Origin of the sequence: Aeromonas sp. Prich7-2, from assembly GCF_017939255.1 — a bacterium.
Taxonomy (GTDB): domain Bacteria; phylum Pseudomonadota; class Gammaproteobacteria; order Enterobacterales; family Aeromonadaceae; genus Aeromonas; species Aeromonas caviae.
Genome location: NZ_JAGKRI010000002.1, coordinates 1 through 26,031, shown reverse-complemented (window position 1 = coordinate 26,031; position 26,031 = coordinate 1). Strand labels below are relative to the sequence as shown.

Below are 26,031 nucleotides of genomic sequence, written 5' to 3'. Positions count from 1 at the left end.
TCCTGTCGTTGGTGGAGACCGGCAAGCGATTGGGCCGCTGCCCACAGGAGTGGTTGAGGGCCGTGGTCAGGGCGTGCATCGAGAAGACAGATTATCCCATCCCGGCAGAACTGATGCCGTCAACCCCGTCCTGGTGAATAGATACGCAAGGTTACATGGCGTGATCTGGTAAGCAATATCGTGGCTGGTGCACTTTTGGTTGCGCTCGGGATATCACTGGGCGTGATGGCACTTAATATATTATAGGGCTGTGAAAATGGGGCGAGAGCACACTATACAGACTACCTTAGAGCGGCTTGATAAAAAGCCAGCTCTATGGAAAGGGTTAACAATAGATGAGTTGCTAATTGTTACATGCACAGCAATTGTGATCTGTTGTAGTACAAGTGCAATTGTTTTTTCACTGTTAATTAGCGAAGGGCTAATAGGATTTGTTATTGGGATGATTGTAAGCCTTGGCGTAATCCCCCTTGTAGCAGGGAAGATAGAATCAGCCAAAAAGAGGCATGGTCCCTTGATGTGGCTCAAGTTAAAACGATACACCCAAAAACGTGGCTGGATGAAATTTGACGGGATGATGACAGATAAAATCAAGTGGGACACTCGTCTGTCAAAGAGTAAAAATATTAACTACATTGGCCCGGTAAGGAAGTAATAATGAACAATGTGTTTGGTCGTAATAAAGGTAGGGCGAGAAATGCATTGGATAGAAGCGATGCTAGGGTTAAGGACTGGCAGCTCATATCAGGAGTTTTACTATTGATCCTGATAGCTCAGATAGTCTTAAGTGCACTCCGCCAGAATGATATTACTGTGCACATTCCCCCTGATTTATCGGCCGGCGCACAGTTTGATAGCAACACCATCCCCAAGCCCAATGTATACCTTTTCGCAAGTGAAGTTGTGAGGTCTATAAACTATTGGAAAAAAAATGGCGACAAGGAAATGCCAGAGAATCTGAACCGTTATGCTTGCTATATTTCTGAGAGCGTGAAAAGCGAACAACTCGCTTTGCACGCTCTCCGTGTTAGCGATGGTCAGTCTGCAAATAGAACTCGACGATTAAGCGAAATTACAGATCTAAAGGATGTTGAAGGATCAGTGTCTTTTGTTGGCGCGGGAATTTGGGATGTTGATTTGGACTTGCGTCTGATCGAATCGTTAGAGGGAACCCCAGTAAAGGATCACGCTCTTCGTTACCGTGTCCGTGTTGCTGCTGACAACTCTGGATCTGTGTGCAACCCATTCAACATGCGAATCACTGCCATTAATCAACCTCTTCGAATTGAGTTTGAGGGGGGAGCGCAGTGATGAAAATAAGTATCCTTGCGTCAAGCTTAGCGCTAGTTATGTCCTGCTCCGTATTTGCAGTAGAGCCAATTGAATGGCGTAGCAAGCCGATCAAGATCCCACTGCAAGTTGGAGAACAACGCCTCATACATTTCCCGGACCACGTTGTATTTGGACGACCTCGATCGCTAGCAGACAAACTCGATGCGGACAGTATGCAGGGAACCCTCTACTTAACAGCCCAGGATGAGTTTGCTCCGACCCAGGTGAAGGTGAAGTTGAATGACTCAGGAGACATTGTATTGCTCGAGCTCGTTGCAGTGCCAAAGGCTGGTGCTCCGCTCGATGAAGTGCTGATCTCCGTGCCAGGGTCCGAGGCCGGTACCGGTGCGGCTGCGGAGGCCATCTCGGGGACAGGTACCGGCTCTCAGAAGTCGGCACCTGTTGATGACAATCCCCTTGCAGGTACACCATTCGACACATCTGGAGATGCCGCAATTTCTCCAGAGGAAATGATCCAGTTTGCAGCTAGGGAGTTTTATGCCCCACCTCGTTTACGAACCAACGACCAAAGATTAAATCGAACAGCACTTAATAGTGCGGAAGATATGAGAGATCTATTTATCGATACCTCATATGGTATTTTCGATGCAACTCCAATAGCAGCTTGGCAAAGCACTTCCGGTCAGTATTTGACTGCTATAAAATTGGTTAACCGTAAATCGTCCCCGGTCAAAGTAAATCCCTTTCATTTGAATATGCAATATTCCTATGCTGCCGCACAACATATCCAGCTGAATCAGAATAACGTACCTGGAGACACTACCATGCTTTATGTAATCTCCGACCGCCCCTTTAGTGACTCCCGGTATGAAAGCCCTGCTCCATGGGCTCCTGTGGCGTCATCACAACCAGCTGTGAATCAGTATCACCGCCAGGGGAGCAATAAATGAGTGGTGTAATGGTAGGGGAAAACCCAATGCTCAAGATTGGCGCTGGAGCGGTGTTAGTGGGCGCCATCGTAGCTGGATACGCGGCCTTCACCGCTCCAGAGAATAACCATGCTGACACTATTAAAGCGGAGCAGGGGGAGGGGGAGGGAAAGGTTACCATTGACCGCAGGCACACACGCCTTGGTGCTGACGCGGATACGCCAGAAACATCTGTTGAAGCACTAGCTAAAGCAGTAACAGACTTGAGCTCTCGCTTAGTACAGGTTGAAGAAGGGAAGAATACTTCAAGGAATTCACCGCCTCCAGTTGCACCGCCCATGGAGGCCGATAGCCCGACTGTTTTAGCGCTGAAGCAAAAGATCGAAGAGCTGGAGATGAAGCTGTCGACCAAAGAGAATTCAGAACCACAGCAGCCGGCGGCGACTGAAACGGTCGTGGACCCTTATCCAGAGCGAACCCAACCAGGGAAAGATTTCGGGTTGGAACAAGATGAAACGCCTGCAGGTAATGGAAGAAAAACCATTGACTTGCCTACGGTGCCAAACCTATTTAACCCAAATGGGAGCGGATCACAATCTGTTGGCCCTATATCACTGCCTGCTGATGGAGACGAGAGTTTGGAGTGGATTGTACCATCAGATGCTCAGCGAGTCGTTGATGAACAGACTGGGAAAGACGTACTCAAATACCCTAAGTTCAAAGGCTCCGGTTATCGGAATCTGCACACATCAAAGGGTACCAACTCAAACCTTATGACACTCTCTGATGATGAGAAAAAGGATAGCTTGATACCAATTTATACAATTCCAGAAAACTCCAGTTTTCTCGGTTCTGTAGGCGCTACAGCATTGATAGGTCGAGTTCCACTTAATAATCAAGTAACTGATCCATTCCCATTCAAAGTTGTAGTAGGCCAAAAAAACCTGGCTACCAACGGTATCAAAATCCCAAACCTTCAAGGGATGGTAGTATCCGGCTTAGCAAGAGGAGACTATACCTTAAAGTGTTTATATGGACAGATTAACAGCGTCACCTACACCTTTACTGATGGGACCATTCGCACTGTTTCTAGCAAAGGTAAGGAAGAAGGAGGGATAGGATATTTAGCTGATTACCAAGGTGTACCTTGCATATCTGGTAAGTACATTACTAACTTACCCTCCTATCTAGCTCAGACAATGGGCATTAATACATTCGCCGGGGCGGCTGAAGCATTTGCGAATGGGCAAGCGGAGATTACAAAGAATACTGATGGTAGTTCAAGTTCGTCAATAGTCGGCGAAAGTAACAGCATAAATTACATGCTTGGGAAAGGAATTGGAAAGGGGGTCCAATCAGGGTCTGAAGCACTTGCTGAACGTCAGCAAGGGGCATATGACGCTGTTTACGTACCTCCTGGAACCAGAGTAGAAATTCACCTTACCAGCCAAATAGACATTGATTATGATAAAAAAGGACGCAAGGTATCCCATGTTCAACAAACGAATCACTACAGCAACAATCGTGGTTTTGATTAACGCCGTCCTTGCTGGTTGTGCTAGTAAGGACGATGTAATTCCAAAATCTGACATCACCGCTGAAATGGTTTTTGATCAGACCATGGGGGGTGGCGCAAGTGCGCGTGATTATCGCATTATGACAACCCCTCAAATGGTTGGCGTCCAACCTGACATTGATGTGTATGAGTTGCATAACTCACCAAAACCACGTTATCAGGTGCTCCCGAATCCAACGCTTTATATTTTTGTACCTGCACATCTCACGGGAAAGGGGCGATCCCCGATCCCGGCGTACATCACTGAAACAAAAATGTTTGAACGTGACGAGTATGCTCTTCCTGGTGAACTCTATCCGTTAATGGATGCTCGGTATGATCAGAGTAAAGTTGCGGCAGATAATCAGCAATATCAAGACTAAGGTGAACTCGTGAGCTTATTTCAGGAAATTAAAGATATATTTATTCCGCAAGCAAAAAAATCATCTGCTCAGCAAAACCTGAAACACTGCAGTGTACAAACAGAAGTGGATCATGAAACCAAAGAAGTATCTTATGTTGATGAGTCCCGTAAGCCATCATTTGCAAGAAAGCTTGGGCCGGTTACACAAAAACTGGTCCAGTCACATTATCGACGCAACCCTAATAGCTTTGCCGATAGGCTTTCAATCACCGAATACCTAGAAGAAAGTAAAACCTTTATGCTTGAGGACTGTTATTCTCAAGCAGTAGTGTTCGCTGCATCTCCAATCGCAACAGAGGGGCGCTCCAAAGACCAAATTGCTGAACTTAGGAATACTCTTCAAGCTGCATTTAAGCAAGCATTCGGAATAGCTCATGGAGGATCTGATTGGGTTCTTCAGATATATTCATGGAAGGATGATGACCTTTATAGATATGTTGATGATATATATGCATCTATTCATGAGGAAGTTCGTGATACTGAATTCACAGAACAGTTCCTTGATGTTCTTGAGGATCATTTTCGTGGCATTAACCAGGCCGAAGGTATTTTTAAGGATGTTCAGGTCACTGGCAAACAATGGCGTGGCCAAATGCGGAGAACTTATTGTGTAATCTACAGGCGCTGCACGAAGATAGAAATGGAGTCGGCAAGTTTTGACCCGATAAATGATATTAATGAGGTTGCGGATCGTTTTTCTCATCTATTGTCATCTTCTGGCGTAAAGATTCGCCGCTTAGATGGCGAGACTGTATTTCGGTGGTTAACGGATTGGTTTAATCCCAACCCACCGATTACTAATGGTGATCGTGAGGCACTTTATCGACTGGTAGGCTACCCTAAGCGGAAAAAGGATAAGCCTTTTGGATTTAATCTGGCTGAGAGTGTTTTGTTTTCCGAGCCTATATCTGACCCTGACAATGGATGTTGGTGGTTTGATGATATGCCACATACATTCATGCGTTTTAAGGGATTAACTCAGGCTCCGGATATGGGGCAATTGACTGGTGAGGTTTCTAAAGGTACAGGGAAAAATCAACGATCGAGTTGCCTCATGGATTCTGTACCAGCCGGTGCAATGCTTGTTCAGACTATTATTTTTGTCAGCCCAACGAAAATTGATTCGCACCTCATGAGCTTGAGTTCGGCCCAAAAGGGGGAGACCCAGGAGGCGCAGCGGGCCCAGCAGGCACTCAATGAAGTTGAACTCCAACGTCAGAATGATCAGGACGTTTTCTATGCTTCGCAGGGCGTATACGTGCGCGGCGAAAATTTGGTTGATCTGCAGGACCGGTGCAAGTCACTCAAAAACAACCTCCTCTCTAACGGAGTCATGGCGCTCGACGCATCCACAGACCCCTTGATCACTGAATCTTACCCGCTGCACCTACCTGGTTGTTTCCAGCCAGAGTTGGATACGAAGCGCCAGTACATGCAGCTCTACTACTCCCAGCATTTGGCCAACATGTGTCCGATCTTTGGTCGCGAACAGGGAACAGGGAATCCAGGGCTTGTGGTATGGAATCGAGGGGGTGAGCCCCTTACGTTTGACATGTTTGGCAAAGACCGGGTTCGGGCTGCTCATGGGGTGGTTATCGGACCCCAAGGCTCAGGTAAGTCAGCCTCGTTGAACTATATGGCCGCCTCGGTGATGGCTGTGCATAGGCCACGGCTTTTCATCCTGGATAAAGGTGGGTCGTTTGAGCTGTTGAGTGAATATTTCGCCCAGCATGGCCTGACGGTTAACTACATGCGGATCAACAAGTCTGCCAAGTTTTCGCTATGCCCATTCCTCGATGCCGGCGAAGTTGTGAAGCAAATCGAAGAAGCCAAGGCGAAAGCTAAGGCGGCAGCCATGACAGCACAGCATGAGACGCCGGCTGATGATGAGGATGAAGATGAAGATGAAGATGATGCACCACGGGATCCCTTGGGTGAAATGGAGCAGTCCCTCTATATCATGGTGACAGGCGGCAATATGGAAGCATACGCCCGGATCACTCAGCTGGATAAAGCACTTATGCGTGCAGCCATTTTAGCTGCAGGGATTAAGAGTTACCGTGATGGAAAGAAAACACTGACCCAGGATGTTCGAGAAGCAATGCTCGAGATCGCGGAACGGGAGGCCAAGCTGGAACCTGACCAGCGTACCCGGTTAAAAGAGCTAGCGGCCTCGCTCGAAATGTACTGCACTGGCGAGCTGGATGCTCGAATGTTCAATACTGTTGGTGAACCCTGGCCTGATGCGGATGTAACAGTGCTTGATGTTGGCGTCTACGGTTCGGACCGATATCCAGCTCAGCTTGCTCTTGCTTACATTGGCTACATGCAGAGAGTAATTAACAAGGCGGAAGAAACACAGAACCAACGTCGTGATGTCGTGAATATTGTGGATGAAGCTCACCTCTACACCGGTAACCCCCTTCTTGGGTACCAAATAGCATTTGCTGTAAAAGTTGCCCGTAAGATAGGCCTTTGGATGTTGTTGGCCACTCAGAACGTAGAAGACTTCTCCAAAGGTGACGACATCAAGAAGGTGCTTGGTCTATTCGAGTGGTGGTTCTTGCTGAATATGGAATTCAAGGAGGTGGAGGATCTTAGCAAGTACCGAAATTTGACCCCTGAACAGAAAGTCATGATCTTGAGCTGCTCTAAGCAGCAACGGGCCTACACAGAGGGAGTTGTGATGGGTAACCCCAAGACTGTTGGCGAAATGTTGGTTCGTCAGGTGCCACCATCAATATTCTTGACTCTCGCCATGACAGACCCGAACGAAAAGAGCGAACGGCGTGCCCTGATGGAACAGTATGGGTTGTCTTCCCAGTACCAAGCCGCAGAGATGATGGCTCAAGAACTGAACCGCAAGCGGGGGCTAAAGATCAGGGCTCGCAGCTCGGACGCCGTGAGCCGCTCTCAACGCCTACAGGAGGCTTCCTGATGATGCTGGCAAGATGGCCCTGGACCGCATGGAAGAAAGCCTGGATGAAGCGCACAAACACTCTGAACCGAGGGCCTGATACTGATATCCCATATCAGCAGCCTGCAGCACTTGAGCTTAACGCAATGGTCCTGTTCGGGGATGGCCGGAATGGCATGGTTGAACGGCAGATGATTAGACATAGCTTGACGGTTTTCGTCATCCTGATCCCGCTCTTGAGCTCGCAAGTTAAAGCTACTGAAGTGCAGGTTACTCAAGTAGATGTGTTTACCGTGGATGGCCTTCGATATGACGTGGAAGGTGCTCAACTAGCTAAAAAGTTGATCGTACCAGTGCACATCCGGCAGATAGATGAAATCTACAAGCTTGAGATGGAATTGAGTGCCGGACTTCCCGCCTCTGAAGCGGAGGCTGCAGCAATCGCCACCAAACGGTTCGCAAAGCTGAGTAAAAAGAGTGTCCTTGATAAATATGCTACTACAGCAGAGTCATTGACGATGGCTCGGTCTCTAAATGTTGAGAAGGTACCTGCAGTTGTGTTTAATAAAAAATGGATTGTGTATGGCCTCGATCCGCTACAGGCCTACTCGGTCTTTGAAATGATGCGAAGCCGTGGAGAGTTGAACGGCTCGACAAGGGGGAATGGTGAATAAACTATCTCTAGGCGCGCGGATTGCAATTTTGTGCCTCATGGTCATAAGTGGAAAGGCGATGGCCATGGACGCCAATAACACTCTTCCTCATGGTGATAAGAAGGTCGAAATATTCGATCTAATAACGGACACAATGGACCTTTCATGTGTCGACTACAAAATCAAAGGAGTATGCTTCTGGCTTCACTGTGCCGGCCCATATTGTAGGGTCAGAACATCTAGTGTGGTCAGTCATTACAACCCAGATGTCATAGTCGAGACAGTATCAAATAGGGAGGCCTACCCACTCACCTGGTTGACGAAACCAATGTCACAAGTAACAGATCCACTAGCAAGGGGTCTGAATCATGGGTTCGATGTCGGGACTGGCGTCCGCGGATCGCCTACTGGTACTGCAACGAATAAGAACTTCTTCGATACGAATGTCTATGGAAACCCTGCCTTACTCGGTTTCAGGGATCTCGTGGGAAGCATGTTGAGTTTGTCTGGATTTTGTAATAGTGATGTCATGCCGTTCAACCCTTACTTCGTTTCGACTCTTGATCCGGAGTGGCGGATGGGACTTCTGGAAGCCCCATTATTGGTACTTCCATCCAACTTCAATCGCAAGATCTTTGCAAAGAGCGGAGATGCACTTAGCGGGGCTGTAGGAAGCGCACTCGGCGGGTATGGCGACATAGTTCAGTCGAGTGAACGCTTCGGGCACATATTCCCCAGAATTGGTTCCATCGTTAATCCGAACAGATATACCGGTTCAACAGTAATTGCCCAGCGGGCCGCTGATATTGTCACATCATTGAATGCACACATATATCAGAAATTACCAGACACTGCTGGTTCTGCCAAAGTATGGGCTCCAGTCCCTCCCCGTGAAGGAGATGATGAAACGGCCAAATGGCAAAGAAACTATCCACGCGGTAAGACTGGATGTAAGGCATTCCCTGCAGATTCGAGCGAGGAGTACAAGTACAGCGAGGATGACTTTTCTCCAACCCATAATTACCTCTACACACTTTGGCGACGGTATGAGTGCTGTGCCAGGAGAGGAACTTTCCTATATCGTATTTAATGAAGAGGGCCCATAATGGGCCCTTATATTATCGGGAACCTGATATCAAGGGGCCTATCGATACTTGCCAACCTGTTGTAGACAAAAGATCGTAAATATCGGTCAGCATGCGCGTAGATGAAGTGTGCCGAGCCGACATGAATTTTTCGATCAGGGCAATGGCATCTGGTTCATCAATAAAGGGGGTAACACGAGCAACAATCATTTCAAGATTACTCGATGCAAGCACCTCGTTGCTCTCTCGTAACTTGATATATGTACCAATTGTGGAGATGACAGCCTCACGATCCAATCTGGGTTCAGGTTTTTTCACTTTTTGAATGCACCTCTCTGAACATGCCGCTGCTTAGCCTGGTTATCCCCTGGTTGCTTTTGATTGATGAGCGCGATCAGCTCCATCATGCAATACAACCCTTCAACCTGTGCAGATGCTTCGGCTGAATCAAGATCTAGTGCCTGCAATTGCCCTTGAATCGCTTTCGCCATCTCTGGGTAGCTCATGTCCCAATTCATCGGCACTTGGTAATGATCTGCCGCCAATACAAGGTAGCTGAACATTTCGTGCCCGGTGTCTGCATGCTTCAGATCATCGTAGTAGACAGGCTTTGGAAGCTTGACTTGACCCATAAAACAACTCCTTCAATTACCAGGGGCCACGTTATCACGGTCTTGAAGCAATGCAACTTCTGGCAAGAAGGATAATCCACGTCCATTTATGCACCCCATTTCTCTGAGTCAAGCAAGTTAAAGTAGGCTGTTTCATGAACTTGGGGATGACGATGCAAAAACGAATTTTATCAGTGGCTTGTCTACTAGCCTTGGTTAGTGGGGCAACTTGGGCTGCTCAGTTTGATGAGCGAGCTGTAATAAATCAGCGGATTGGTGGTGGCCGACCCATCGATGCACCATCATCGACCGAACCATTCAGCAAAGCATCCGCCGGTTGGAATGCAGATCTATCGTGTTCTGCTATGAGCTTGAACAGTGAATTGCTTGGCAGCTTTAACTCCGGCTCCTTCAAACAGCTGCAATCATCACTGGTTGGTCAACTGATGGCTGCAGTGAATCCCACTAGCCTCATCGGGATGGCAATTCAGAGAGCGAATCCTGATCTCTATGACAGTTTGATGTCAGGGAGTATGACGGCTACAGATGCTTTCAATACCAACGTAATGACCTGCCAGGAGATGCAGCAGGGGGTTTTCGATGCATTGCCGGCTGGGGCTCTCAAGAATCTAACAGTGAGTGAGGAATATGCGGAGGCCATCAAGAAGCACGCGAACGGAAACTATCAGTTAAAGGATCTCGTCTTTAAGGATGGTTCGGCCGGGCGGAGTTATGACGATGGCAAGAAAGGCGTTGAGTTCGGTGTTGAGAAGAGAGGAATGATTGGTAAACCTATCAAGGTAACCGAACACACGTCATATGCTGGGTTCAATGCGTTAGCAGGCCGTGCTGCGACCGATAGCTCACCCTTACCTACATCAGCCACTAACGCTATGGGGATGGGGGCCGTATTCAAGTCACCCCGGGAGGCCAACAGCTTCATCTCGGATGTTGTGGGTGAAACCAGGATGTATACCGACAGTGACGCTTCCCCTCGTGAAGAGGATAGAGGCATAGGTGCGAAAGCGGCATATGCCAAGGAGTTTGAAGCAACCAATGCCAAGCTTCTCGATCTTGCAAGGCGACCTAGTTCTAACATCACCACCAAGGATCTCGAGAGCGCATCGACATCGAGTATTAAGGTGACCCGGGACCTGTTGCTTGCGATTAAGCAAATTCATCCAACAGAACAGGCGGCCTATGTATCGGCACTGGCGACCGATATCTCAATGGCCAACACTTACGAAAAACTTCTTCACTCTGTACGGATCATGGATGCTGGTTTGAGGGATGAAAGCGTGACTAACAACGAAGCGGTTCGGTCTGAAGCACTCCACAAAAGAGCCCTGCTCATCCAGGAGATGGACCTACTTGAGCGTGAACTTCGCTTCAAGAAGGAGCTCGCCGGCAGCGCACAGATAGACATTTTGCGCAGAGCAAATCTGGAGAACAAACCGGGCTCGTTCAGAACACCAACTAATGAATTACCTGTTGGCACTGCAAATTAATATCTTTCAGTAGAAAGCAATGGTTATCCATTGCTTTCTCTATAAACCCCTGGAGCTGAAATGAGAAAATACCTCCTTTTTGTTATTTATATACTTGCGGTGTTATTTTGTTCGATATTGTTGATACTTCTTGTCGACACTGATAGTGAGGCTTGGCAGCAATTTGCCCGTTGTGCCACAGTGGCAAAATGGATCATTGTGCCAATTCTAATAATTGCACTCCCGAAAATAATAGAGCGTGCAACAAAAAAGGAATTAACCAAAGATGGGAGGAAATTATTGTGGCAAAGCCAAATCCTTATGGCTGTGGCATTCACTGCGGTTGAAATAATGCATGGGGCACTCTGATGATTGTAAATGAGTGGATTGAACCGTACACGCTTATGATGGGTGTGCACTCAATGGGTGTGATCACAGAAATTCTTTGCTCCAGTGGATTGGTTTATGCACCATTTTTTGTTGCGATCGTTAAATCAATTGTTGAGGCAATGACTCAGGGCGTGGATGAGGGTAATGCCGGTGAATTAGCGGTGAAATTTCTTCGCAAAGAGCTATTGATCATTTTTCCAGTGTTTATTCTAGCCTTCGTTCCAATGGCGAACAGCCAGATGAGATTTGATGTCAACATTAGCAACTATTCTTGTGATGGAGATCAGCGAATCCAGGCACCTCCAACAACTAACCAGCAAATGATGATGGGGAATTTTCAAGGGGGTTACACCAAAGTGCCGGTTTGGTGGCTCGCGGTTCATGACTATTCTTCGACATTTACAAACACAGTTATTGCCAATACACCTTGTGCAGCTGACTTGCAGATGGCTTCTGTGAATATTCAGGCAGCAAATCTCGAAAATAGCTATGACCAGACGATCGCTGATAGTTGGCAACGAGCATGCCTCAGTCCGGCAGTTGGTGATGCAACCCGTAGAGGAAGTCTTGACGACTCTACCTGGGCTGGCTCCCAGTCACTGCGTGAATTTTATAAGAAGGAACAAAATACGGTTTTAATAAGCAGGGAGTCCGCTATCGCAGCTGGCTTGCCGGTTGGGCTATCTGAAGGCGGTGAGGTGAGGCTAAATTGCGATGTCGCATACCAGCATATAGAGGCTGCAGCAGTTTCGGCTGCAAGAAGCCAGTCGCAAGGGTCACTGGAAATATTGATAAACGCTTCACAAGACTCAGAGACAGAGAAGAAGTTGGCGATGTCGAAGGTAGCCAAAGTGCAACCACAAGCAAGCGCCCAACTCACTAATCTATTCGCAGGCGAAACAGACCACACTGTTGCACCAGACAGCGCTTCTGGTTACATGAAGGAGATGATTGGGTGGCTAGGAACTGCGGTGGGAAATTTGCTAAAGGCGCCGGGCACGATTGTGTTGAAGAATACAACACCGATCCAAATCTGTGTTATGCAGATGGCTCTTATTATGGCCACGCCAATTTTGCTGGTATTCTCTGGTTTCAATATAAAAACCGCTCTTGCTATCAGTGCTACATACTTTGGGCTTGAATTCACGTTGGTCTTTGTAAATCTGGCCACCTGGATGGATAACACCCTCAATCTATTCTTCTACTCAAGTATAAACGGTGGGGTTGGGGCGGGCTCTGCAACATTCGTGTCTGGGCTGCAAGAAAGCATCTTGACCAGAGTTGGTTACACCTCATATGACTTGCTACCAAAGTTGTGGATGGCCCTTATGGCATATGTCGGCATTAAGGGTGGTAGCCAGATGATAGGAAGTGCCTCTCAAGGAGTGGAGCAGAACGTAAGCTCTGGGCTCAATACAGGCGCTCGCATCCAGCAACAAGCGGGAAGCATGGCGAACTCCGCCGGCAAGTCATTCATGAAGTCGGGCGGAAAATCATCATGATCGCGAACCATTGGATTGATCCGTACACCCTCTTGATGGGGGTACACATGATGGATGTTGTAGTTGAAGCATTGTGTGTAAGCGGCCTAGTCTATGCTCCATTCTTTGTGGCTATAGTTCAGTCTATAGTTGAGGCCATGACCCAGGGGGATGATGAAGGGAATGCCGGAGAGCTAGCCGTTAAATTCCTGAGGAAGCGCTTACTCGGCATATTTACTGTATTTATTCTGGCCTTTATTCCTGTGGTGGATGTGACAAGCAATATCACAACACGGCCTGCAAATTCGTGTGTTGATCCTGGTGCACCAAATCCAACAAACTCTGTTATCAGTATGGTCGGAAATTTCAATAGCTCGAGTACCAAGGCGCCATTGTTTTGGGCTGCCGTGCATGACTTCTCAAGTATCACCACAAACGTGGTTATCTCGACAACACCATGCGCTGAGGACATCGCAGCAATAAATTCAAACGTAAATACCGCAAATTTCACTAACCCACAAGATCGAGAACTAGCCCAACAATGGGGCAAGAGTTGTCTCGCACCCGCTTCCGGCAAAGTGTCCCAGGGTTCGAAGTTTGATGGTGCCTGGTGGATAGGCCATCCTGATTTCATCGCTCAGTACAAGAAGGAAGGGAGTGTTGTTCTCGTTAATAGTGAGGTTGCCGCCGGCCTGGGTATGACCGGTGATAGTTCTGGCGGACAAACAATACTGGGGTGCAATCAAGCCTTTGTTCATTTGATGGATAGTAGCTTGCAGCGCCTAAATCAAACCGATGGCTTTCCTGTCATGCTGAAGCAGATGGCCGAAAAACATAATCTCTCAGAGCAAGAGATCGCGTATCGGCTTGCTGGTGAGATGATTGGTAGTACCAAAAGAGCTATTGGTGATGCCTTCCAATTACCAGGCGGTAAGATAGTCGTTGAAGATAGTGTGGGTACCAGATCCAACAATGAGGATAGTGAAATTGCTCAGATGATCGCCGCATTCACAACATCGGTTGCGAATGCTGTCAACGCTCCAGACGCAATTGTGTTCCGCCAGTCTATCCCGATTCAGATGGCTGTTGCGCAAATGATTCTTCTGTTGGTTATACCCATCATCTTGGTATTTAGAGGCTTCGACATCAAAGTTACCCTGCTGCTTGCGGGTCTCTATTTCGGGGTTGAGTTCACTGCTGCGATCGTGGCGTTGGCAACCTGGGTAGGAAGTTTGGTTGATGTTATATTTGCTACCGTTTCCACGAATGGAACATATGCTCGTGCCGCAGCTCTTCAGCTCTACACCTATTTGCCTTGGGTCTGGTTCTTCATCCTGGGGCTGGTCGGCATACAGGTTGTCATGCCGGGAATTGGGTCGCATGGCGCCGACTTTGGTGGTTCATCTGGGAACGTCGGGAAACTGCTCTCAATGGCCAAGGGGGGGGCCGGACTAGCCACAAAAATGGGAGCCTCATTCATGAAATGACGTTGATAGACCACAAATGTTCACGATATGAAAATGGGGCCTTTGGCCCCACTTTCGATTCTGATGGATAGTGGTTCAGTCATCAACCCCATTACGATGCCAATCGTATTGGTTTTCAAGTTCAGCCTCTGCCCTGTCAGATTCAGACCTACCCGAATCATGGTCAGCGGAGAATGCGCTTGAGTTTCTCAAGTAAATGGCCGAGAAAATTCCAACCACAATCGTAATGAATGGCACCTTGAATGCCAAAAACAGAACCGTAAAACAGATGCCAAACATGGCAGGGTACAGCAGGAACAGATCCCCGCTAGTTGTTTGCCAATAGAACAAGGAGTACATCCACCAGGCAACCAGAGCAGGCAGGAGAACTGCAGCTATGGACACCCTACCACCGAGCATTGGCCAACGTAACCTATGGCAAATTTTTGCAATAGCCACGACACTAAGTAGCATTATGCATCCAGCCAAGATACTGAATGACAATCCACCATGATGAGCCTTTACTGTGAACAACCCTGAGACTAATTGAATTTGATTGATTGCATAGTCAGCTTCTGTGGACTTTGTAAGTTGGTAGACCACATATGAAAATGCAAGAGGTCCATTTACAGGCATCAGATTTCCTGATTTTCTTTCAACCCAAATCAAGGCATTGGTGCATATCTGATTGATCACTTTCATCACCCCCTATCAACGTTGGCAGCTGTGTGCAACCGAGCAGCTTCGGCACACTCCTGGATGAGATGAGAATATCTTGATAATTTCTCCCTCTTGAGCTCGTCGAGCCAACAAAACAAATTTTGATATTTCCTTGAATATCTGCTCGTCGCTCCCCAGCACCACCTCACGCCGGGTCCCCTTGGTTACGACTACTGCTCGATGGATCGGCATTTCTGAACGTGCAGCGAGGACGGATGCCAACAGTTGAACAATGTCAGATTGGTACACTCGGCCCGCACGGCTCTTGTATTCAACCATCACGTTTTGACCGTTCTGGGTGGCAATGATGAAGTCAGGTTTCGCTGTTATTCCGTACTTTTTGTTGATGAACAGCTTCGATTTTCGCCCTTGGTCGGCATAAACTATCTTGCCCTCAATCCCTAAAGGTGAGCCAGGCCGATGTGACCTGCGCCGAGCCAGGTACAACAGTGCGACAAAAACCACGAAGGCAATGAGAAATGCCATAATTATGCATCCTTATTTCCTGCCACCATCCGGGCGAAAGCCAGGACCAGTGAGGCAACTGCAGTCTGTGCACCCGGGAGGGGAGATAGCAACTTGATGGCGAAGGGGGACAATGCATAGTAAGCCTTGATCAATATGCGGCCAAGGTAATGATGGCTCAGATAGCTATCTCGCCAATCCCGTAGTCGCTGTGTTGCTGGATGGTTCGACCCTAGTGCATAACTCGCTACGAAGCAGCGCTGGTCCTGTGTTTGTTGTTCGAACACCGCCGCGGTCACGCTCTCATGACTTGCTGTGCCATAGTCAGCCTTTGCCTGGCTCTGAGCACTCGCAATCACCCCTTGTTCTTGTAGGCTGCTGCCATGCGGACACCATGCCATCTTGCCGATTTTGCTGGCACTCACCAGTTTCCTGTCGTTCATTCCGGCTACCCTCGTCTCATTTCAGCGGAAGGACTTACCGCTCCATATTATCGCAACCTGACAGGGTGCAAGCACGAGGTGAGCGATTGTTGAGAGATTGATGGTCGGCGGGGGGGGGAGCTTCACTGGGCAGGGTTACAGCGAACAACACCTGGATCGCATGCCGAAGACTCCCGTGGCTAGTAGTGAGCAAGCTGGGGGTTGTAAATTTTCCATCAACGTGCGAGATTATAAAGTAATTACTGCTATGCAGTAGTAGGCGACCAAGGGGTTAAGCAAGTCGCCCTGTCTGTTGACAGATCCCAGCGTCCAATTTCCTTGTCGTGGGTACATCAAACTGCTTTCTGAGTGGTTTGATGTACCCACGACACGATAGGAAATTTCATGGACATAACCTTCGCTGGTGAACTCGCCGTTTTCTCTGCCTGCTGCATCGCCGGGTGGCAGATTTCAAAACCTGTGATTGCCGTATGGCGATCCCTCACTTTATCCCACCCCACGAAAGCCAAATTTCGTTCCTGGTGATTTGCAAGTCCCCTTTTCAGGGGCTTGCACACTCAATTCCATCATACGTCAGCATCATGCAGTTTCCCTTGATTCTACATACCCATACTTGGTTGTATCGGCATGATGAATTTCGGGCAACATGCCTGAATAGCTAGTCCGTGTAACCATCTAGCAGCCATTCGGCACCACGCACATCAAACCCAACCAACAGGTTAACTCTTAACTAGGCTCACGCCAGATTTTAAGGTAGGCAATATGGAAACCATCATAGTCTTGGGGTTCTTCGCTATTCTCGTTTTTGCCTTTGCCGGCGGAATGAGGGAACAACTGCTCAAAAGCACTGAGGCTGACCAGCGCGAACTGGATGGCCATCGCAAAAAAGCCATGATGGCAGAAGCCGCCACAATGGCTGCAGACATCATCAAACAAGAGTTTAGTAATGAGTTGTCGGAGGTACGTTTTAAAGCAGCAGTAGAGAGCGCTGTTGAGGAACGTCTTCGTGCAGCAGGGGTCGTCGGCGCTACCGTCAATCCCGCGGCCGCGAGGCCCGCTAGACCTGCTAGACCTGCTCAGGCAGAGGCTAGTTGGCGCGCCCAGGCTGCAGGGATGAACCTTCATCCCCAAAGCTCAGATGAAAATGAAGTCGAACAGCAGGCGTACCAGCCTGCTGAATACTCACGGGAACAAGATTTCCCTCAAGCACGTCCAATGTGACAAAGAGGCTGCCCCAGGGCAGCCTCTTATCGCATGCAGTTATGTGAATCGGCTCAGGAAAGCACGCTTTTTCCTGAGATGATTTGCCAAGTGGCAAAGAGCGATAGGGGTTTTAAGTCGCAGGCGTACAGCCACCCAACATCAACCACATAGGATTACGACTATGAGAATGAGCAACAAGACAAACGAGGTGAGGCTTGGCGGTTACGTGAGCCATGCCGACATCCGGATGGGTCAATATGGACCGTATGGCCCGGCAACCATCGCAATCGATGATGGTTATCGGGACCCCAAATCAGGACAGTGGGTAGATCGTACCCAGTTCATTCGGGTGGAGCTTTCTGGGGAAAAAACCCCAGCCATCAAGAAGGGTGACTATCTTGAAATTTCTGGGCGGCTCGCCTTTGAATCTTGGGAACAGGGTGGGGTAACCCGTTCTGGGCTAAAGGTTAAGGTGGCGTGTATCAACGTACACATTCCGGTCGAGGCAATAGCTTGTTTGAAGCAGTCCGGCTTTGCCAAAAACTCGCAAGGGCGGCCTCAGCAGAGTCAGCAGAGTCAGCAGAGTCAGCAGTCTCAAAGACCTCAACAAGCCTCACGCTCGCAACAACCTCAGCAAAACTGGGGGCATCCCCAGCAACACCAGGCCAGCCCCCAGCAACAGCAGGGACCCCGGCAACAGGAATATGACCACCGTCGCCGCGCCTAACCAATCAGCCTGAAATGGCAACACCAACCAGCCTCGCATTGACGAGGCTTTTTTTTTGGAGAAAAACATGGCTATTCAAACCGTAGATAAAATTCTTGGTGTCCAGATCGACGAAGTTAATGACACGCTTCGAGACCTGTTGTTCTTAGAAGTGATCTGCGCTGGCTACAGTCCGACTACGTTGGATTTCAAGAAGACCATTCGGTTCATCGAGCGCACCCAGCTCAACCCTTTCGATGGGACGTTGTTTGCTCGTCGCACCAACCTGGGGATTGAGATCGGGCTGCGTGTAGATGGATGGCTGCAGCTTGCAAAACAGGCTGGCGTCAGAGAGATCATCCATACCTACTCCGAAAACATCCTTACCTTCGCTGAGATGGCTAAAGATGTTCGTGGGCATGAGTGGATTGAGACTACATTGGTAGCTGCTGATGGCGGGCGGTTTGTGCACCGGGAGTATCTGGCTGAGAACTTCTTCAATACAGAAGCCTGGTGCCATATGCCCAATAGGTCGTTGGGCCACAAATCGACTGCTCAAACGATCCGGTTATTAACTGGCGTTTACGCAGCAGATGAAAGCCAAGCGAGTATCAGTCCTAAAGATGGGGGGCTTACTGTCCTCGTAGATAGTGGACCGGCCGCCCAGGTCGAAGCGAAGCCAGCAGAAGCGCCGGCCGCCCAGGTCGAAGCGAAGCCAGCAGAAGCGCCGGCCGCCCAGGTCGAAGCGAAGCCAGCAGAAACGCCGGCCGCCCAGGTCGAAGCGAAGCCAGCAGAAACGCCGGCCGCCCAGGTCGAAGCGAAGCCAGCGGAAACGCCGGCCGCCCAGGTCGAAGCGAAGCCAGCGGAAACGCCGGCCGCCCAGGTCGAAGCGAAGCCAGCAGAAACGCCGGCCGCCCAGGTCGAAGCGAAGCCAGCGGAAACGCCGGTGGCTCATGACGATGCAAAACCAACCACACTAGAGGAAATTATCAAATTCCCATGGGGTGGTTACTTACCTTCAGATCGGTTGCGTGGGGATGTCCGGATCGGTTTTGGCCGGACAGTTCAGACAAAGCAATGGGGTGCTCTTCGTGGGTACTTCAAGTCAACCAGAATGAGCGATGATGATCGCGCATGGGTGCTAGCCGCTCTCGACCAGATGGAGGCTGTCACTCATGGGTAAGGATGAAGATCTCGTGGTTCGCCGCGGTTTAAGACCTTTGTAACAACAGAATGAGGGCCTTTGGTCCTCTTTCTCATTCTCGAAAGAGTTATTCGTAGATAGATGAAAACGACGAATTACTCTCGGGTGATCACGCGAATAGGCCTGCAAATCGCGCTAGCGGCCAACACCAACCCGGGCGAAAGCCCATAACCAAGAACCGTAGGGGAGAGGCTGCCCTACGGGCCGCCCTCCTTCTCTATGGAGGGCACCATGATACTTTGGCAACGAGACATGTTTGATTCTGATAAGGATGTGCTATTCATCCCCTCAGAACGGGCAATAAAGCCAAAAGGCTCAACGAAATCTAAGGCTGTTGTCAGTGAGCCTGTTTCACTGACCAATAACAGTGCAATGCCATTACCGTTGCTGTTCCCGGAACTGTTCCAGGAAGACCAACCGGATCTGCAAGACAGGCCTGAAGAGGGCTCGCTTGTTTGGTCCGATGACGGTATAGCAACTCTATGCGGTGTTGTACTGAATGATGCCATTTATGGCCTGATTTCACCAAAGTGCGGCACTGAATCGAGGGAGTTGGGGATCGAATGGTTGTTCAAACAAGAGCTTGCACCCTTCAGCTTTAGGCATTGCTGCATCATGTTAGATGTCAACCCCGAACGCATGCTTGCTGGGATTTTCCGGCAGGTAGTCACTAGGCGGAACTATCTACGACGGTGCTCAAAACTGAGCCACAAGGAACATGAACTGCTCCTGTGGCTTGAAATGCAGGGCTGGCTGGATGAGGTTATCTCGATGGCCATGACGGACGAAGATGACGGTTGGGATTTCAACCCAACAGCCACCTACGCCCATTATGAGCGGCAACTTAACCGGCCAGACAATTACCTATATTAATTAACCTGTAAACTAGGGGGCTTACGGCCCCCTTATTTCACTGAACACACCAAGAACATTCACGTATAAATACTTCCGGTCAGCTACATCCCGGGGAGATAAAATATTATTTTCTTTCGTCAGAGGGCAAACCAGCCCTTCCTGAGCCATTTCCTATGGCTCAGGAAGGTCGGGTTGCATTATCCGCTGCAGCCTTAAACTGTGTGCAGAGGAATGCTGATATTTGATTTTTAATTATAAGGATTGCAGCTATATCAGCCTGTCTCAGGAATATTTTTATGCCGCGCACAAGCCCGGTGGCTTTACTGCACCTGTGATGGCCAATGCGCGTAAGGCTAGGTCTTCGTTGTAATTAGACCTGTGTAACGGCATCTGAGCTAAGAGATGAGATATGTACCTTCTTCAAAAGTCATTTAACAATGATTTATTTATGGTCCAAGAGGTTCAACCAGAAGATGTTGAAACTTGGCTAGAGAACCGCGTTTCATTGTTCGCGTCGGAAACCCATGCGGCATATGCGCAAACATTACTTGGCACAATGCAGGCGCCAAGCTGGACCCCGGACTTCAGAAAGTATGGGACCATATTATCACCGGATTTCCCTTATTTTTGCGCCGAAAATGTAAGGGAGTTCAATGATGCATGGTTGCGCATTATGGCAACAGAAGTTCGTCTCCGCATTATGCAGAAATTAAATTTCGTAGAGGAGATTCATTTCAGCATATCGGACATCATGAATCCGCCTCCAGCTCCATGGCTGTGCTTGGTTGATCGCGAGAGTCAGACTGTGTTGGTCGTTGATCGCACCGGTACGGCATTGGGGGGGAGTGAGAAAAACCTTGTCATGGCAGTCAAACACAGATTTCGTTTTAATCGAGACTTGCTGGCCCCCTCAGGAAAGCATCTCGAGATGATAGAAGTGCGCCTGGGGTCAATCACCTAATTAGGTGCAGGGCTGGCTGGCTAGCATACCGCGGTCAGTCCATCTATTATGTAGGCGTTTTGATTGCTGGCCCGGAAGTCACCTCTGGGCTGAGGAATGGATAACGGTTTCTTAAAGGACGCCTGATGCAACAAGAAAACAAGCGTGGCTATACCCCGCGCAACATTATGACACTAGCCAAGAAGCTTGGAACGCTTGAGCAGCGTAAAGAACTGCAGGCCTTGCTGACTACCTACATCGAGAATGAAGAGCTTGAGCTGCTGAGACTGGAAGAGGAGCAAAATCAAAAGGCCGCCAAAATCACCGAACTATTCGAGAGAATGGCAGATTCCGGGATTGATATTCAGGATCTAGTCGCGGCATCGCAAGGGCGACCAAGCACAGGCAAGCGCCGGCCTTATAAGAAACGGCAGAAGCAGCAAGAACCAGAGCAACCGGCTCAAACTCCTCAAACCTCAACCACCGATACCCCCGGTAGCTGATGATTCACCCGGAGCGGCTACTGGCTCCTGATGTGATGGCCAAGTGGATAAACTGCCACTGTGCAGCTTATCCACTGGCATTAAGTGTTACTCCAGCCCGCTGAATAGCAGCTGCTCATGCAAGAAATAAAATCGTTACTTTTCAACCCCGCCGACATGACTGGCATTTTTTGAACTAACCGGACGGTCACTTAGTTGCCAATTACCGGGCCCGTAGGTTAATCTGTCTGAGTCCTCGGTGCCTATTAGTGGACGAGCCGCTTGGCTCGGCACCAACTTCCAATCCTCCGGTCTTCTGCCGACTTCCTCACCCGTGATCTATCACCCAAGCCCTCGCAGGCTGATTCTGCATGTCCGTTCGCCGGTATTTCTCCGGCGCCAGCTTACATGCAGAAACAGCCCAAGGCTGTCTCATGGTACTCGGTCTGCAATGTGCCACTCGCGACCAACCCCAACCCGCCCAACTAGGCAATCCCCATTAAGGAACTTGATATGTCCAATGTGAACTATCTCCCCCCCAAAGCACTGCGCCGCCTACTGGCAGAACAATGCCAGCAAAGCGGCATCGATGGTGTTGATGTGCTTCTGTATGCAGTGATCGGTGAGTGGCTTTGCCGCCGGTACGGATCGACTGATGATTGGAGCCTGCCCGAAGAGGCCGTGACATGGCTTGCGGCAGAGTCGGGCTTTAAAGAGGACCAGCGAGTGAAGGCAACTTACATTGCCAGGCTCATCTGTGACTACCATGCCGGCCGCAAGTCTGCGCATTGCCCTATTTTCACGATCACCTGTGATTGTGGTCGGCAGGTGAGCCGGAAAGGGCAGGAAGCCCATCGCTACCCAATGTACCGTTGCACCTGTGGCCGCAGCTGTGGCTATCACAAAGGTGATGGATGGCCATTGGGTTTGATGGCCGACCGCGACGCTCGCCGCTGGCGTGGCATATTGCATCAAGCTTATGACCAACTGTGTGAACAATGGCGCATAGACAATAAACGCGGCTATGTGAAGCTTGCTGCGTTGTTGGGCGTTCCTCTGCACCAGTGCCATTTCAGTTTGGTGGTCGAGGTCAATCGAGCAATGGAAATCCGCAACATCATGCTTGAGGAAATTGACCGTATTCAAAGAGAGGGGCAAGGAGTTGGCGGGGTATCCCAACAGCTGTCCCTGGTACCGTGATTCGATCAACCCGGGAGCAATACTCTCAAGACAAACCCCTGGCCAAGCTGGGGGTTTTTCGTGTTCAGGCTATCGTCCGATTGACTGCTGGCCAGGCACACATCATCCCCCTGAGCCCTACCCGTGATCTTTCACCCAAGCCCTCGAGGTTGATTCTGCATGTCCGTTCACCGGCATATCTCCGGCGTCAGCGCACATGCAGAAACAGCCCTGGCTGTCTCTATGGCACTCGGTCTGCAACGTGCCACTCGCGACCAATACCAATCCGCCTCTAGGCAATTCTAAGGAACAACCGATGCTCTTAACCAAAGCACATGTGCGGAAGTGTCCGCATTTTAATGACGATCTGTTAGGTCAAGAACCCAGCGCCTCGATGATCGAGTTTCTGGCGAAATTCAGTGAGCCTGAAGATCAAGAGATCTGCTTCGGCCGGCTCATGGAGGTCATGCAAGACTATTTGCACTCGATTAGGGTGCAGATCGGTCTGAGCTTGATTGAAGCCAACGGCGGCTCTGGGCTCTCTCTGGAGCTAAGTGATGAGAAAGGGGCTCTAGCCGTAGTCTTCCCCGAGCCTTCTGCTCGGGGGGGGTATCGTGTGAGCTTCTACGATGTCAATGGCCCCATCACGCATGAACTGTTCAGTTCTGTTAATGAATGCGTACTTCATGCCATCAAACTCGGATATCGCAATCACGCTCCTGGGCGACTTGATCAATTAACTGACCTTCGTTCGTGGAGGCGTGGTGTGAAATGGGCTTCGCTGCTATTGCGATACCACGGGAATCCGTACCAGTTTTTGCTAGACCACCCTGACTATCTCGATAGTTGAACTAATCCCCGGGCTTTGCGCTCGGGTCATTCATGGCGCTTGGTCTGTAACGCGCCACCAGTGACCAACCCCAACCCGCCCTACCCGGGCAACCAATTAAGGACAACACATGGACAACTTCGATCTCTTCGAACACATCGATTTTCTTGATGAGCAAGCTTGTGCAATCAGCATTGCGGAGCCCTCCTTGGCGCAGCCTCAGGCCACAATTTACCGTGGCGACAAGTGGGATCAGCTGAGGGAAACTTTGCTGAACAACGAGGAACTGATGGCTGCGATCAGTGATACGACCGGGCAGCCACTGTCCAGCATGATCACTGAAGCTGTACTTGCCATCCGAGCCACCTTACTCGATGGGTTTACCATCTCTCTTGCGCTCAGTGGGGGGAAGGATTCGACGGGTACTCTACATCTGCTGCTGTTCGCGATGATAGGGCTAGTTCGTGAGGGCCGCGGCAACGAGATCTCTGCCTACCACTGGATCAGTCACACTGATACACAGGTCGAGAATCCTGAAGTGCGCAATCTCGCTGACCGGCAGCTTGCCGCGATACAGGAGCTCATCGACAAGGAGCGATTGCCACTGGCTATCGTAGTTGGCAAGCCAAGTCTTGCATCGTCTTGGACAGGGCGTGTTTTGACTGGCCGAGGCCTTCCCACGTATGTCACTAGCTCCTCGCCACAATGCAGCATTGACCTGAAGGTAACAACAGGCAACAGAGTGAAGGCACAGATGATCAAGCGCATGCCGAAAGATATGCGTGAGAAGGTTTGTCTAGTGCTGGGTTCTCGTGATGCAGAGGGCGCTACCCGAGCTGGTAATATCGCCAAGCGCGGAGGACACGCCACAGCGCCGGTCAAAACAAGTGCAGGGTGGGAGCTATACCCCATTCGGCACTGGTCGCAAGGGGATGTGTGGGAACTGCTAATGAGCTGCGGTAACGACGCATCAGCGCATTTGCCATTACCAAGCTACCAAGCCAATAACAGAGAACTGGCTGAGCTGTACCGTGATGCAACAGGTGAATGTATCTGGAGTGCAAGCGAAAGGAAGGTCTCTGATGCCTGCGGCGCTAGAACTGGATGCTGGACTTGCCTTCGAGGTGGTACAGATAAAAGCATGGAAAACATGCTTTATCATGAGGTCAATGGGGTTAAAACCCTGGTTGACCGTTACGCCTACATGGTGAACCTTAACAACATCCAACGGCTTTTAGGTGTCAAGCAATGGTCTTGGGAAGATCGTCATCCTGTTGGAAGGACAATCTACGCTGGTGGATTCATTAAGGTACAGCCTGACGTGTTTTCGCCTAGTTTCTTAGCTCGACTGCTGCGTTTATGCTGTTCTGCAGACTATGTGGAGCAGCAAAGGGCAGAGGAGCTGGAGATGAAACTACTCCTTGGTGAAATTGAGGACAACGACTATAACCAGCGCATGTCTAAACCCCAGTTCCGGATTGTGTCACCTGAGCAGTTGTTACACGTGAGTTGGCTGTGGGATTTCCACTGCTTTCATTCAACGCCATTCCAAGCGATAGAGATTTATCGCAGTGTCTGGGAGGATGGAAACATAGAGCTGCTCACAGAAGTTGAGTTAACAACAGCGGTACCGGCGACCAAGATTCCGCAAGAGTTTTGGCTGAAGATCCCAAATCTTAAATGGGGGTCTGATGAGCTGACCGATGGGCTGTCCGATCCGATGTTGTCGGCCACCTACTTTGATGGCCAAGACGATCGGAGGGCTGCCACCAAGGTTCGCACTCATGATGGAAATCGCACAATCGGGCCGGTAGAGACAGCAAAGCAACTGACCATTGATGGTGATGTTGCTAGCTGGATCATCTGGGAAGAGTATGACCGGATGAGAGAATCCGCCCAGGCTGGTGAGATGACGAACACTGCTGCAGTTCTATATCTGCTGCGCTTTGGTGTGGTGCAGATCACACCAAGCAAGGTTGCAGATATGCATATGATGGCCCAACGTGGCCAACGTATGCGGCAAATGGGGTTATCTGGTGACCAGTCGTTAATGGGCATCTACTGCCGAAGTGACTTGGAAATTCTGAGTACCCCTGAGTACCGGCAAATCGTCCAGGCGGAATACCGTCGTCACGAGATCAAACATCTGGCCAGGGCGAGACAAATGCGCAGGCTATGTTGGATCAGCTTCACGCTGGACTACCATCGTCAGAACAACACCGCCTTCTGGGCCGATGTTGAGCATGTTCTGTTTGCTGAGCAGGAGGTTGAGGCACAAGAGCAAGCCAAACGTATAGGGTTCGATCTGGAGTGCAGGATTTCCTCTGTGATTGCTGTGAGGGTCGCTCGGTTAACAAACGGCGGGATCAACGCAGCATCGCTGCAACTGGAAAAGCGATGGAAAAGGCAGATTGCAGCCAGCTTATCGCAACTCCGCGGCAAAGTCGGTTCATTGGTGCGCAAGCATCTTGATACCGAGCTAGTCCGGTTGCAACGTCAGTTGGAGACAGGGGAGGGGGTTTCTCCCTCATCAGTTTTTAGTGACGTAGCCTACCCTAACGTGACTTATGCATATTCCGGCCGATCATGAACACCAATTCCGATTCAACGTGAACACCATTTCCGGACCAATGTGAACGCTCATTCCGGTTCAACCTGAACACTTCGCCCCTCCTTTCCGGAAACAGTGTTCAACATCCCGGAATCACTGTTCA

The 26,031-nt window shown here is 49.7% G+C and carries 25 protein-coding genes; 20 read left to right on the top strand and 5 right to left on the bottom strand.

Going from position 1 to position 26,031, the window contains the following annotated elements; genetic code table 11:
- Window positions 1–657 precede the first annotated feature (657 nt).
- From J9892_RS00200 to J9892_RS00170, 7 genes are all read left to right on the top strand, one after another.
- Window positions 658–1,311, top strand: a complete 654-nt coding sequence (locus J9892_RS00200) for a DUF2895 family protein (protein ID WP_210537810.1) — start codon at window positions 658–660, stop codon at window positions 1,309–1,311.
- Entirely contained in the window at window positions 1,311–2,243 is a 933-nt protein-coding gene (locus tag J9892_RS00195) for a TIGR03749 family integrating conjugative element protein (RefSeq protein WP_210537808.1), read from the top strand. Before J9892_RS00200 ends, J9892_RS00195 begins: the two co-directional genes overlap by 1 nt.
- A complete protein-coding gene (locus J9892_RS00190) occupies window positions 2,240–3,760 on the top strand; it encodes a TIGR03752 family integrating conjugative element protein (protein ID WP_210537806.1) in 1,521 nt (506 codons plus the stop codon). Before J9892_RS00195 ends, J9892_RS00190 begins: the two co-directional genes overlap by 4 nt.
- Window positions 3,714–4,160, top strand: coding sequence for a hypothetical protein (locus tag J9892_RS00185; protein WP_210537804.1), 447 nt, complete (start codon window positions 3,714–3,716; stop codon window positions 4,158–4,160). The genes J9892_RS00190 and J9892_RS00185 overlap by 47 nt, the downstream gene beginning before the upstream one ends.
- Window positions 4,161–4,169: 9 nt before the next feature.
- Window positions 4,170–7,139, top strand: a complete 2,970-nt coding sequence (locus tag J9892_RS00180) for a conjugative transfer ATPase (protein ID WP_210537796.1) — start codon at window positions 4,170–4,172, stop codon at window positions 7,137–7,139.
- Complete coding sequence (locus J9892_RS00175; RefSeq protein ID WP_210537794.1) at window positions 7,139–7,792, top strand: DUF1525 domain-containing protein; 654 nt, start codon at window positions 7,139–7,141, stop codon at window positions 7,790–7,792. Before J9892_RS00180 ends, J9892_RS00175 begins: the two co-directional genes overlap by 1 nt.
- 64 nt (window positions 7,793–7,856) lie before the next feature.
- Window positions 7,857–8,861 carry a TraU family protein gene (locus J9892_RS00170; RefSeq protein WP_210537792.1) on the top strand — a complete coding sequence of 335 codons (1,005 nt, stop codon included), beginning with the start codon at window positions 7,857–7,859 and terminating at the stop codon, window positions 8,859–8,861.
- A 28-nt stretch (window positions 8,862–8,889) separates the two neighbouring features.
- On the opposite strand, the gene J9892_RS00165 is transcribed toward J9892_RS00170, so the two are convergent.
- Both J9892_RS00165 and J9892_RS00160 read right to left on the bottom strand, forming a co-directional pair.
- A complete protein-coding gene (locus J9892_RS00165) occupies window positions 8,890–9,174 on the bottom strand; it encodes a hypothetical protein (protein ID WP_210537790.1) in 285 nt (94 codons plus the stop codon).
- A complete protein-coding gene (locus tag J9892_RS00160) occupies window positions 9,171–9,488 on the bottom strand; it encodes a hypothetical protein (protein ID WP_210537788.1) in 318 nt (105 codons plus the stop codon). The genes J9892_RS00165 and J9892_RS00160 overlap by 4 nt, the downstream gene beginning before the upstream one ends.
- 146 nt (window positions 9,489–9,634) lie before the next feature.
- Here J9892_RS00160 and J9892_RS00155 point away from each other — a divergent pair, with 146 nt between their 5' ends.
- From J9892_RS00155 to J9892_RS00140, 4 genes are read left to right on the top strand one after another with little or no spacing between them, the layout of a single operon-like run.
- Window positions 9,635–10,975: a hypothetical protein gene (locus J9892_RS00155; protein ID WP_210537786.1), complete on the top strand. Its 1,341-nt coding sequence runs from the start codon at window positions 9,635–9,637 to the stop codon at window positions 10,973–10,975.
- A gap of 60 nt (window positions 10,976–11,035) precedes the next feature.
- On the top strand, window positions 11,036–11,323 hold the full coding sequence (locus J9892_RS00150) for a hypothetical protein (RefSeq protein ID WP_210537784.1): 288 nt from the start codon (window positions 11,036–11,038) through the stop codon (window positions 11,321–11,323).
- Window positions 11,323–12,846, top strand: coding sequence for a conjugal transfer protein TraG N-terminal domain-containing protein (locus tag J9892_RS00145; protein ID WP_210537782.1), 1,524 nt, complete (start codon window positions 11,323–11,325; stop codon window positions 12,844–12,846). The genes J9892_RS00150 and J9892_RS00145 overlap by 1 nt, the downstream gene beginning before the upstream one ends.
- Window positions 12,843–14,312 carry a conjugal transfer protein TraG N-terminal domain-containing protein gene (locus J9892_RS00140; RefSeq protein WP_210537780.1) on the top strand — a complete coding sequence of 490 codons (1,470 nt, stop codon included), beginning with the start codon at window positions 12,843–12,845 and terminating at the stop codon, window positions 14,310–14,312. Before J9892_RS00145 ends, J9892_RS00140 begins: the two co-directional genes overlap by 4 nt.
- Window positions 14,313–14,387: 75 nt before the next feature.
- Here J9892_RS00140 and J9892_RS00135 read toward each other — a convergent pair whose 3' ends face one another.
- The 3 genes from J9892_RS00135 to J9892_RS00125 are packed head-to-tail and all read right to left on the bottom strand — an operon-like array spanning window position 14,388 to window position 15,919.
- On the bottom strand, window positions 14,388–14,993 hold the full coding sequence (locus J9892_RS00135; protein ID WP_210537778.1) for a hypothetical protein: 606 nt from the start codon (window positions 14,991–14,993) through the stop codon (window positions 14,388–14,390).
- Window positions 14,994–15,002: 9 nt separating this feature from the next.
- A complete protein-coding gene (locus tag J9892_RS00130; RefSeq protein WP_210537776.1) occupies window positions 15,003–15,497 on the bottom strand; it encodes a PD-(D/E)XK nuclease family protein in 495 nt (164 codons plus the stop codon).
- A 2-nt stretch (window positions 15,498–15,499) separates the two neighbouring features.
- Window positions 15,500–15,919 carry a CFI-box-CTERM domain-containing protein gene (locus tag J9892_RS00125; RefSeq protein WP_210537770.1) on the bottom strand — a complete coding sequence of 140 codons (420 nt, stop codon included), beginning with the start codon at window positions 15,917–15,919 and terminating at the stop codon, window positions 15,500–15,502.
- A 762-nt stretch (window positions 15,920–16,681) separates the two neighbouring features.
- Here J9892_RS00125 and J9892_RS00120 point away from each other — a divergent pair.
- The 9 genes from J9892_RS00120 (at window position 16,682) to J9892_RS00080 (ending at window position 25,907) form a co-directional block, all read left to right on the top strand.
- A complete protein-coding gene (locus tag J9892_RS00120; RefSeq protein WP_210537762.1) occupies window positions 16,682–17,140 on the top strand; it encodes a hypothetical protein in 459 nt (152 codons plus the stop codon).
- Window positions 17,141–17,309: 169 nt separating this feature from the next.
- Entirely contained in the window at window positions 17,310–17,849 is a 540-nt protein-coding gene (locus tag J9892_RS00115) for a single-stranded DNA-binding protein (RefSeq protein WP_210537760.1), read from the top strand.
- Window positions 17,850–17,916: 67 nt separating this feature from the next.
- Complete coding sequence (locus J9892_RS00110) at window positions 17,917–19,011, top strand: hypothetical protein (protein ID WP_210537815.1); 1,095 nt, start codon at window positions 17,917–17,919, stop codon at window positions 19,009–19,011.
- A 252-nt stretch (window positions 19,012–19,263) separates the two neighbouring features.
- Window positions 19,264–19,905, top strand: a complete 642-nt coding sequence (locus tag J9892_RS00105) for a hypothetical protein (RefSeq protein ID WP_210537758.1) — start codon at window positions 19,264–19,266, stop codon at window positions 19,903–19,905.
- A 391-nt stretch (window positions 19,906–20,296) separates the two neighbouring features.
- Entirely contained in the window at window positions 20,297–20,848 is a 552-nt protein-coding gene (locus J9892_RS00100) for a hypothetical protein (RefSeq protein ID WP_210537756.1), read from the top strand.
- A 125-nt stretch (window positions 20,849–20,973) separates the two neighbouring features.
- A complete protein-coding gene (locus J9892_RS00095; RefSeq protein ID WP_210537754.1) occupies window positions 20,974–21,330 on the top strand; it encodes a hypothetical protein in 357 nt (118 codons plus the stop codon).
- A 492-nt stretch (window positions 21,331–21,822) separates the two neighbouring features.
- Window positions 21,823–22,509: a zinc-finger-containing protein gene (locus tag J9892_RS00090; RefSeq protein ID WP_210537752.1), complete on the top strand. Its 687-nt coding sequence runs from the start codon at window positions 21,823–21,825 to the stop codon at window positions 22,507–22,509.
- Window positions 22,510–22,804: 295 nt separating this feature from the next.
- Entirely contained in the window at window positions 22,805–23,338 is a 534-nt protein-coding gene (locus J9892_RS00085) for a hypothetical protein (protein ID WP_210537750.1), read from the top strand.
- Window positions 23,339–23,447: 109 nt separating this feature from the next.
- Entirely contained in the window at window positions 23,448–25,907 is a 2,460-nt protein-coding gene (locus tag J9892_RS00080) for a phosphoadenosine phosphosulfate reductase (RefSeq protein WP_210537747.1), read from the top strand.
- Window positions 25,908–26,031 lie beyond the last annotated feature (124 nt).

Coding starts and splice junctions, on each gene's coding strand:
- J9892_RS00200 (WP_210537810.1), top strand. CDS start 658: ATGAACAATGTGTTTGGTCGTAATAAAGGTAGGGCGAGAAATGCATTG.
- J9892_RS00195 (WP_210537808.1), top strand. CDS start 1,311: ATGAAAATAAGTATCCTTGCGTCAAGCTTAGCGCTAGTTATGTCCTGC.
- J9892_RS00190 (WP_210537806.1), top strand. CDS start 2,240: ATGAGTGGTGTAATGGTAGGGGAAAACCCAATGCTCAAGATTGGCGCT.
- J9892_RS00185 (WP_210537804.1), top strand. CDS start 3,714: ATGTTCAACAAACGAATCACTACAGCAACAATCGTGGTTTTGATTAAC.
- J9892_RS00175 (WP_210537794.1), top strand. CDS start 7,139: ATGATGCTGGCAAGATGGCCCTGGACCGCATGGAAGAAAGCCTGGATG.
- J9892_RS00170 (WP_210537792.1), top strand. CDS start 7,857: ATGGACGCCAATAACACTCTTCCTCATGGTGATAAGAAGGTCGAAATA.
- J9892_RS00160 (WP_210537788.1), bottom strand. CDS start 9,488: ATGGGTCAAGTCAAGCTTCCAAAGCCTGTCTACTACGATGATCTGAAG.
- J9892_RS00155 (WP_210537786.1), top strand. CDS start 9,635: ATGACGATGCAAAAACGAATTTTATCAGTGGCTTGTCTACTAGCCTTG.
- J9892_RS00150 (WP_210537784.1), top strand. CDS start 11,036: ATGAGAAAATACCTCCTTTTTGTTATTTATATACTTGCGGTGTTATTT.
- J9892_RS00145 (WP_210537782.1), top strand. CDS start 11,323: ATGATTGTAAATGAGTGGATTGAACCGTACACGCTTATGATGGGTGTG.
- J9892_RS00140 (WP_210537780.1), top strand. CDS start 12,843: ATGATCGCGAACCATTGGATTGATCCGTACACCCTCTTGATGGGGGTA.
- J9892_RS00135 (WP_210537778.1), bottom strand. CDS start 14,993: ATGAAAGTGATCAATCAGATATGCACCAATGCCTTGATTTGGGTTGAA.
- J9892_RS00130 (WP_210537776.1), bottom strand. CDS start 15,497: ATGGCATTTCTCATTGCCTTCGTGGTTTTTGTCGCACTGTTGTACCTG.
- J9892_RS00125 (WP_210537770.1), bottom strand. CDS start 15,919: ATGAACGACAGGAAACTGGTGAGTGCCAGCAAAATCGGCAAGATGGCA.
- J9892_RS00120 (WP_210537762.1), top strand. CDS start 16,682: ATGGAAACCATCATAGTCTTGGGGTTCTTCGCTATTCTCGTTTTTGCC.
- J9892_RS00115 (WP_210537760.1), top strand. CDS start 17,310: ATGAGCAACAAGACAAACGAGGTGAGGCTTGGCGGTTACGTGAGCCAT.
- J9892_RS00110 (WP_210537815.1), top strand. CDS start 17,917: ATGGCTATTCAAACCGTAGATAAAATTCTTGGTGTCCAGATCGACGAA.
- J9892_RS00105 (WP_210537758.1), top strand. CDS start 19,264: ATGATACTTTGGCAACGAGACATGTTTGATTCTGATAAGGATGTGCTA.
- J9892_RS00100 (WP_210537756.1), top strand. CDS start 20,297: ATGTACCTTCTTCAAAAGTCATTTAACAATGATTTATTTATGGTCCAA.
- J9892_RS00095 (WP_210537754.1), top strand. CDS start 20,974: ATGCAACAAGAAAACAAGCGTGGCTATACCCCGCGCAACATTATGACA.
- J9892_RS00090 (WP_210537752.1), top strand. CDS start 21,823: ATGTCCAATGTGAACTATCTCCCCCCCAAAGCACTGCGCCGCCTACTG.
- J9892_RS00085 (WP_210537750.1), top strand. CDS start 22,805: ATGCTCTTAACCAAAGCACATGTGCGGAAGTGTCCGCATTTTAATGAC.
- J9892_RS00080 (WP_210537747.1), top strand. CDS start 23,448: ATGGACAACTTCGATCTCTTCGAACACATCGATTTTCTTGATGAGCAA.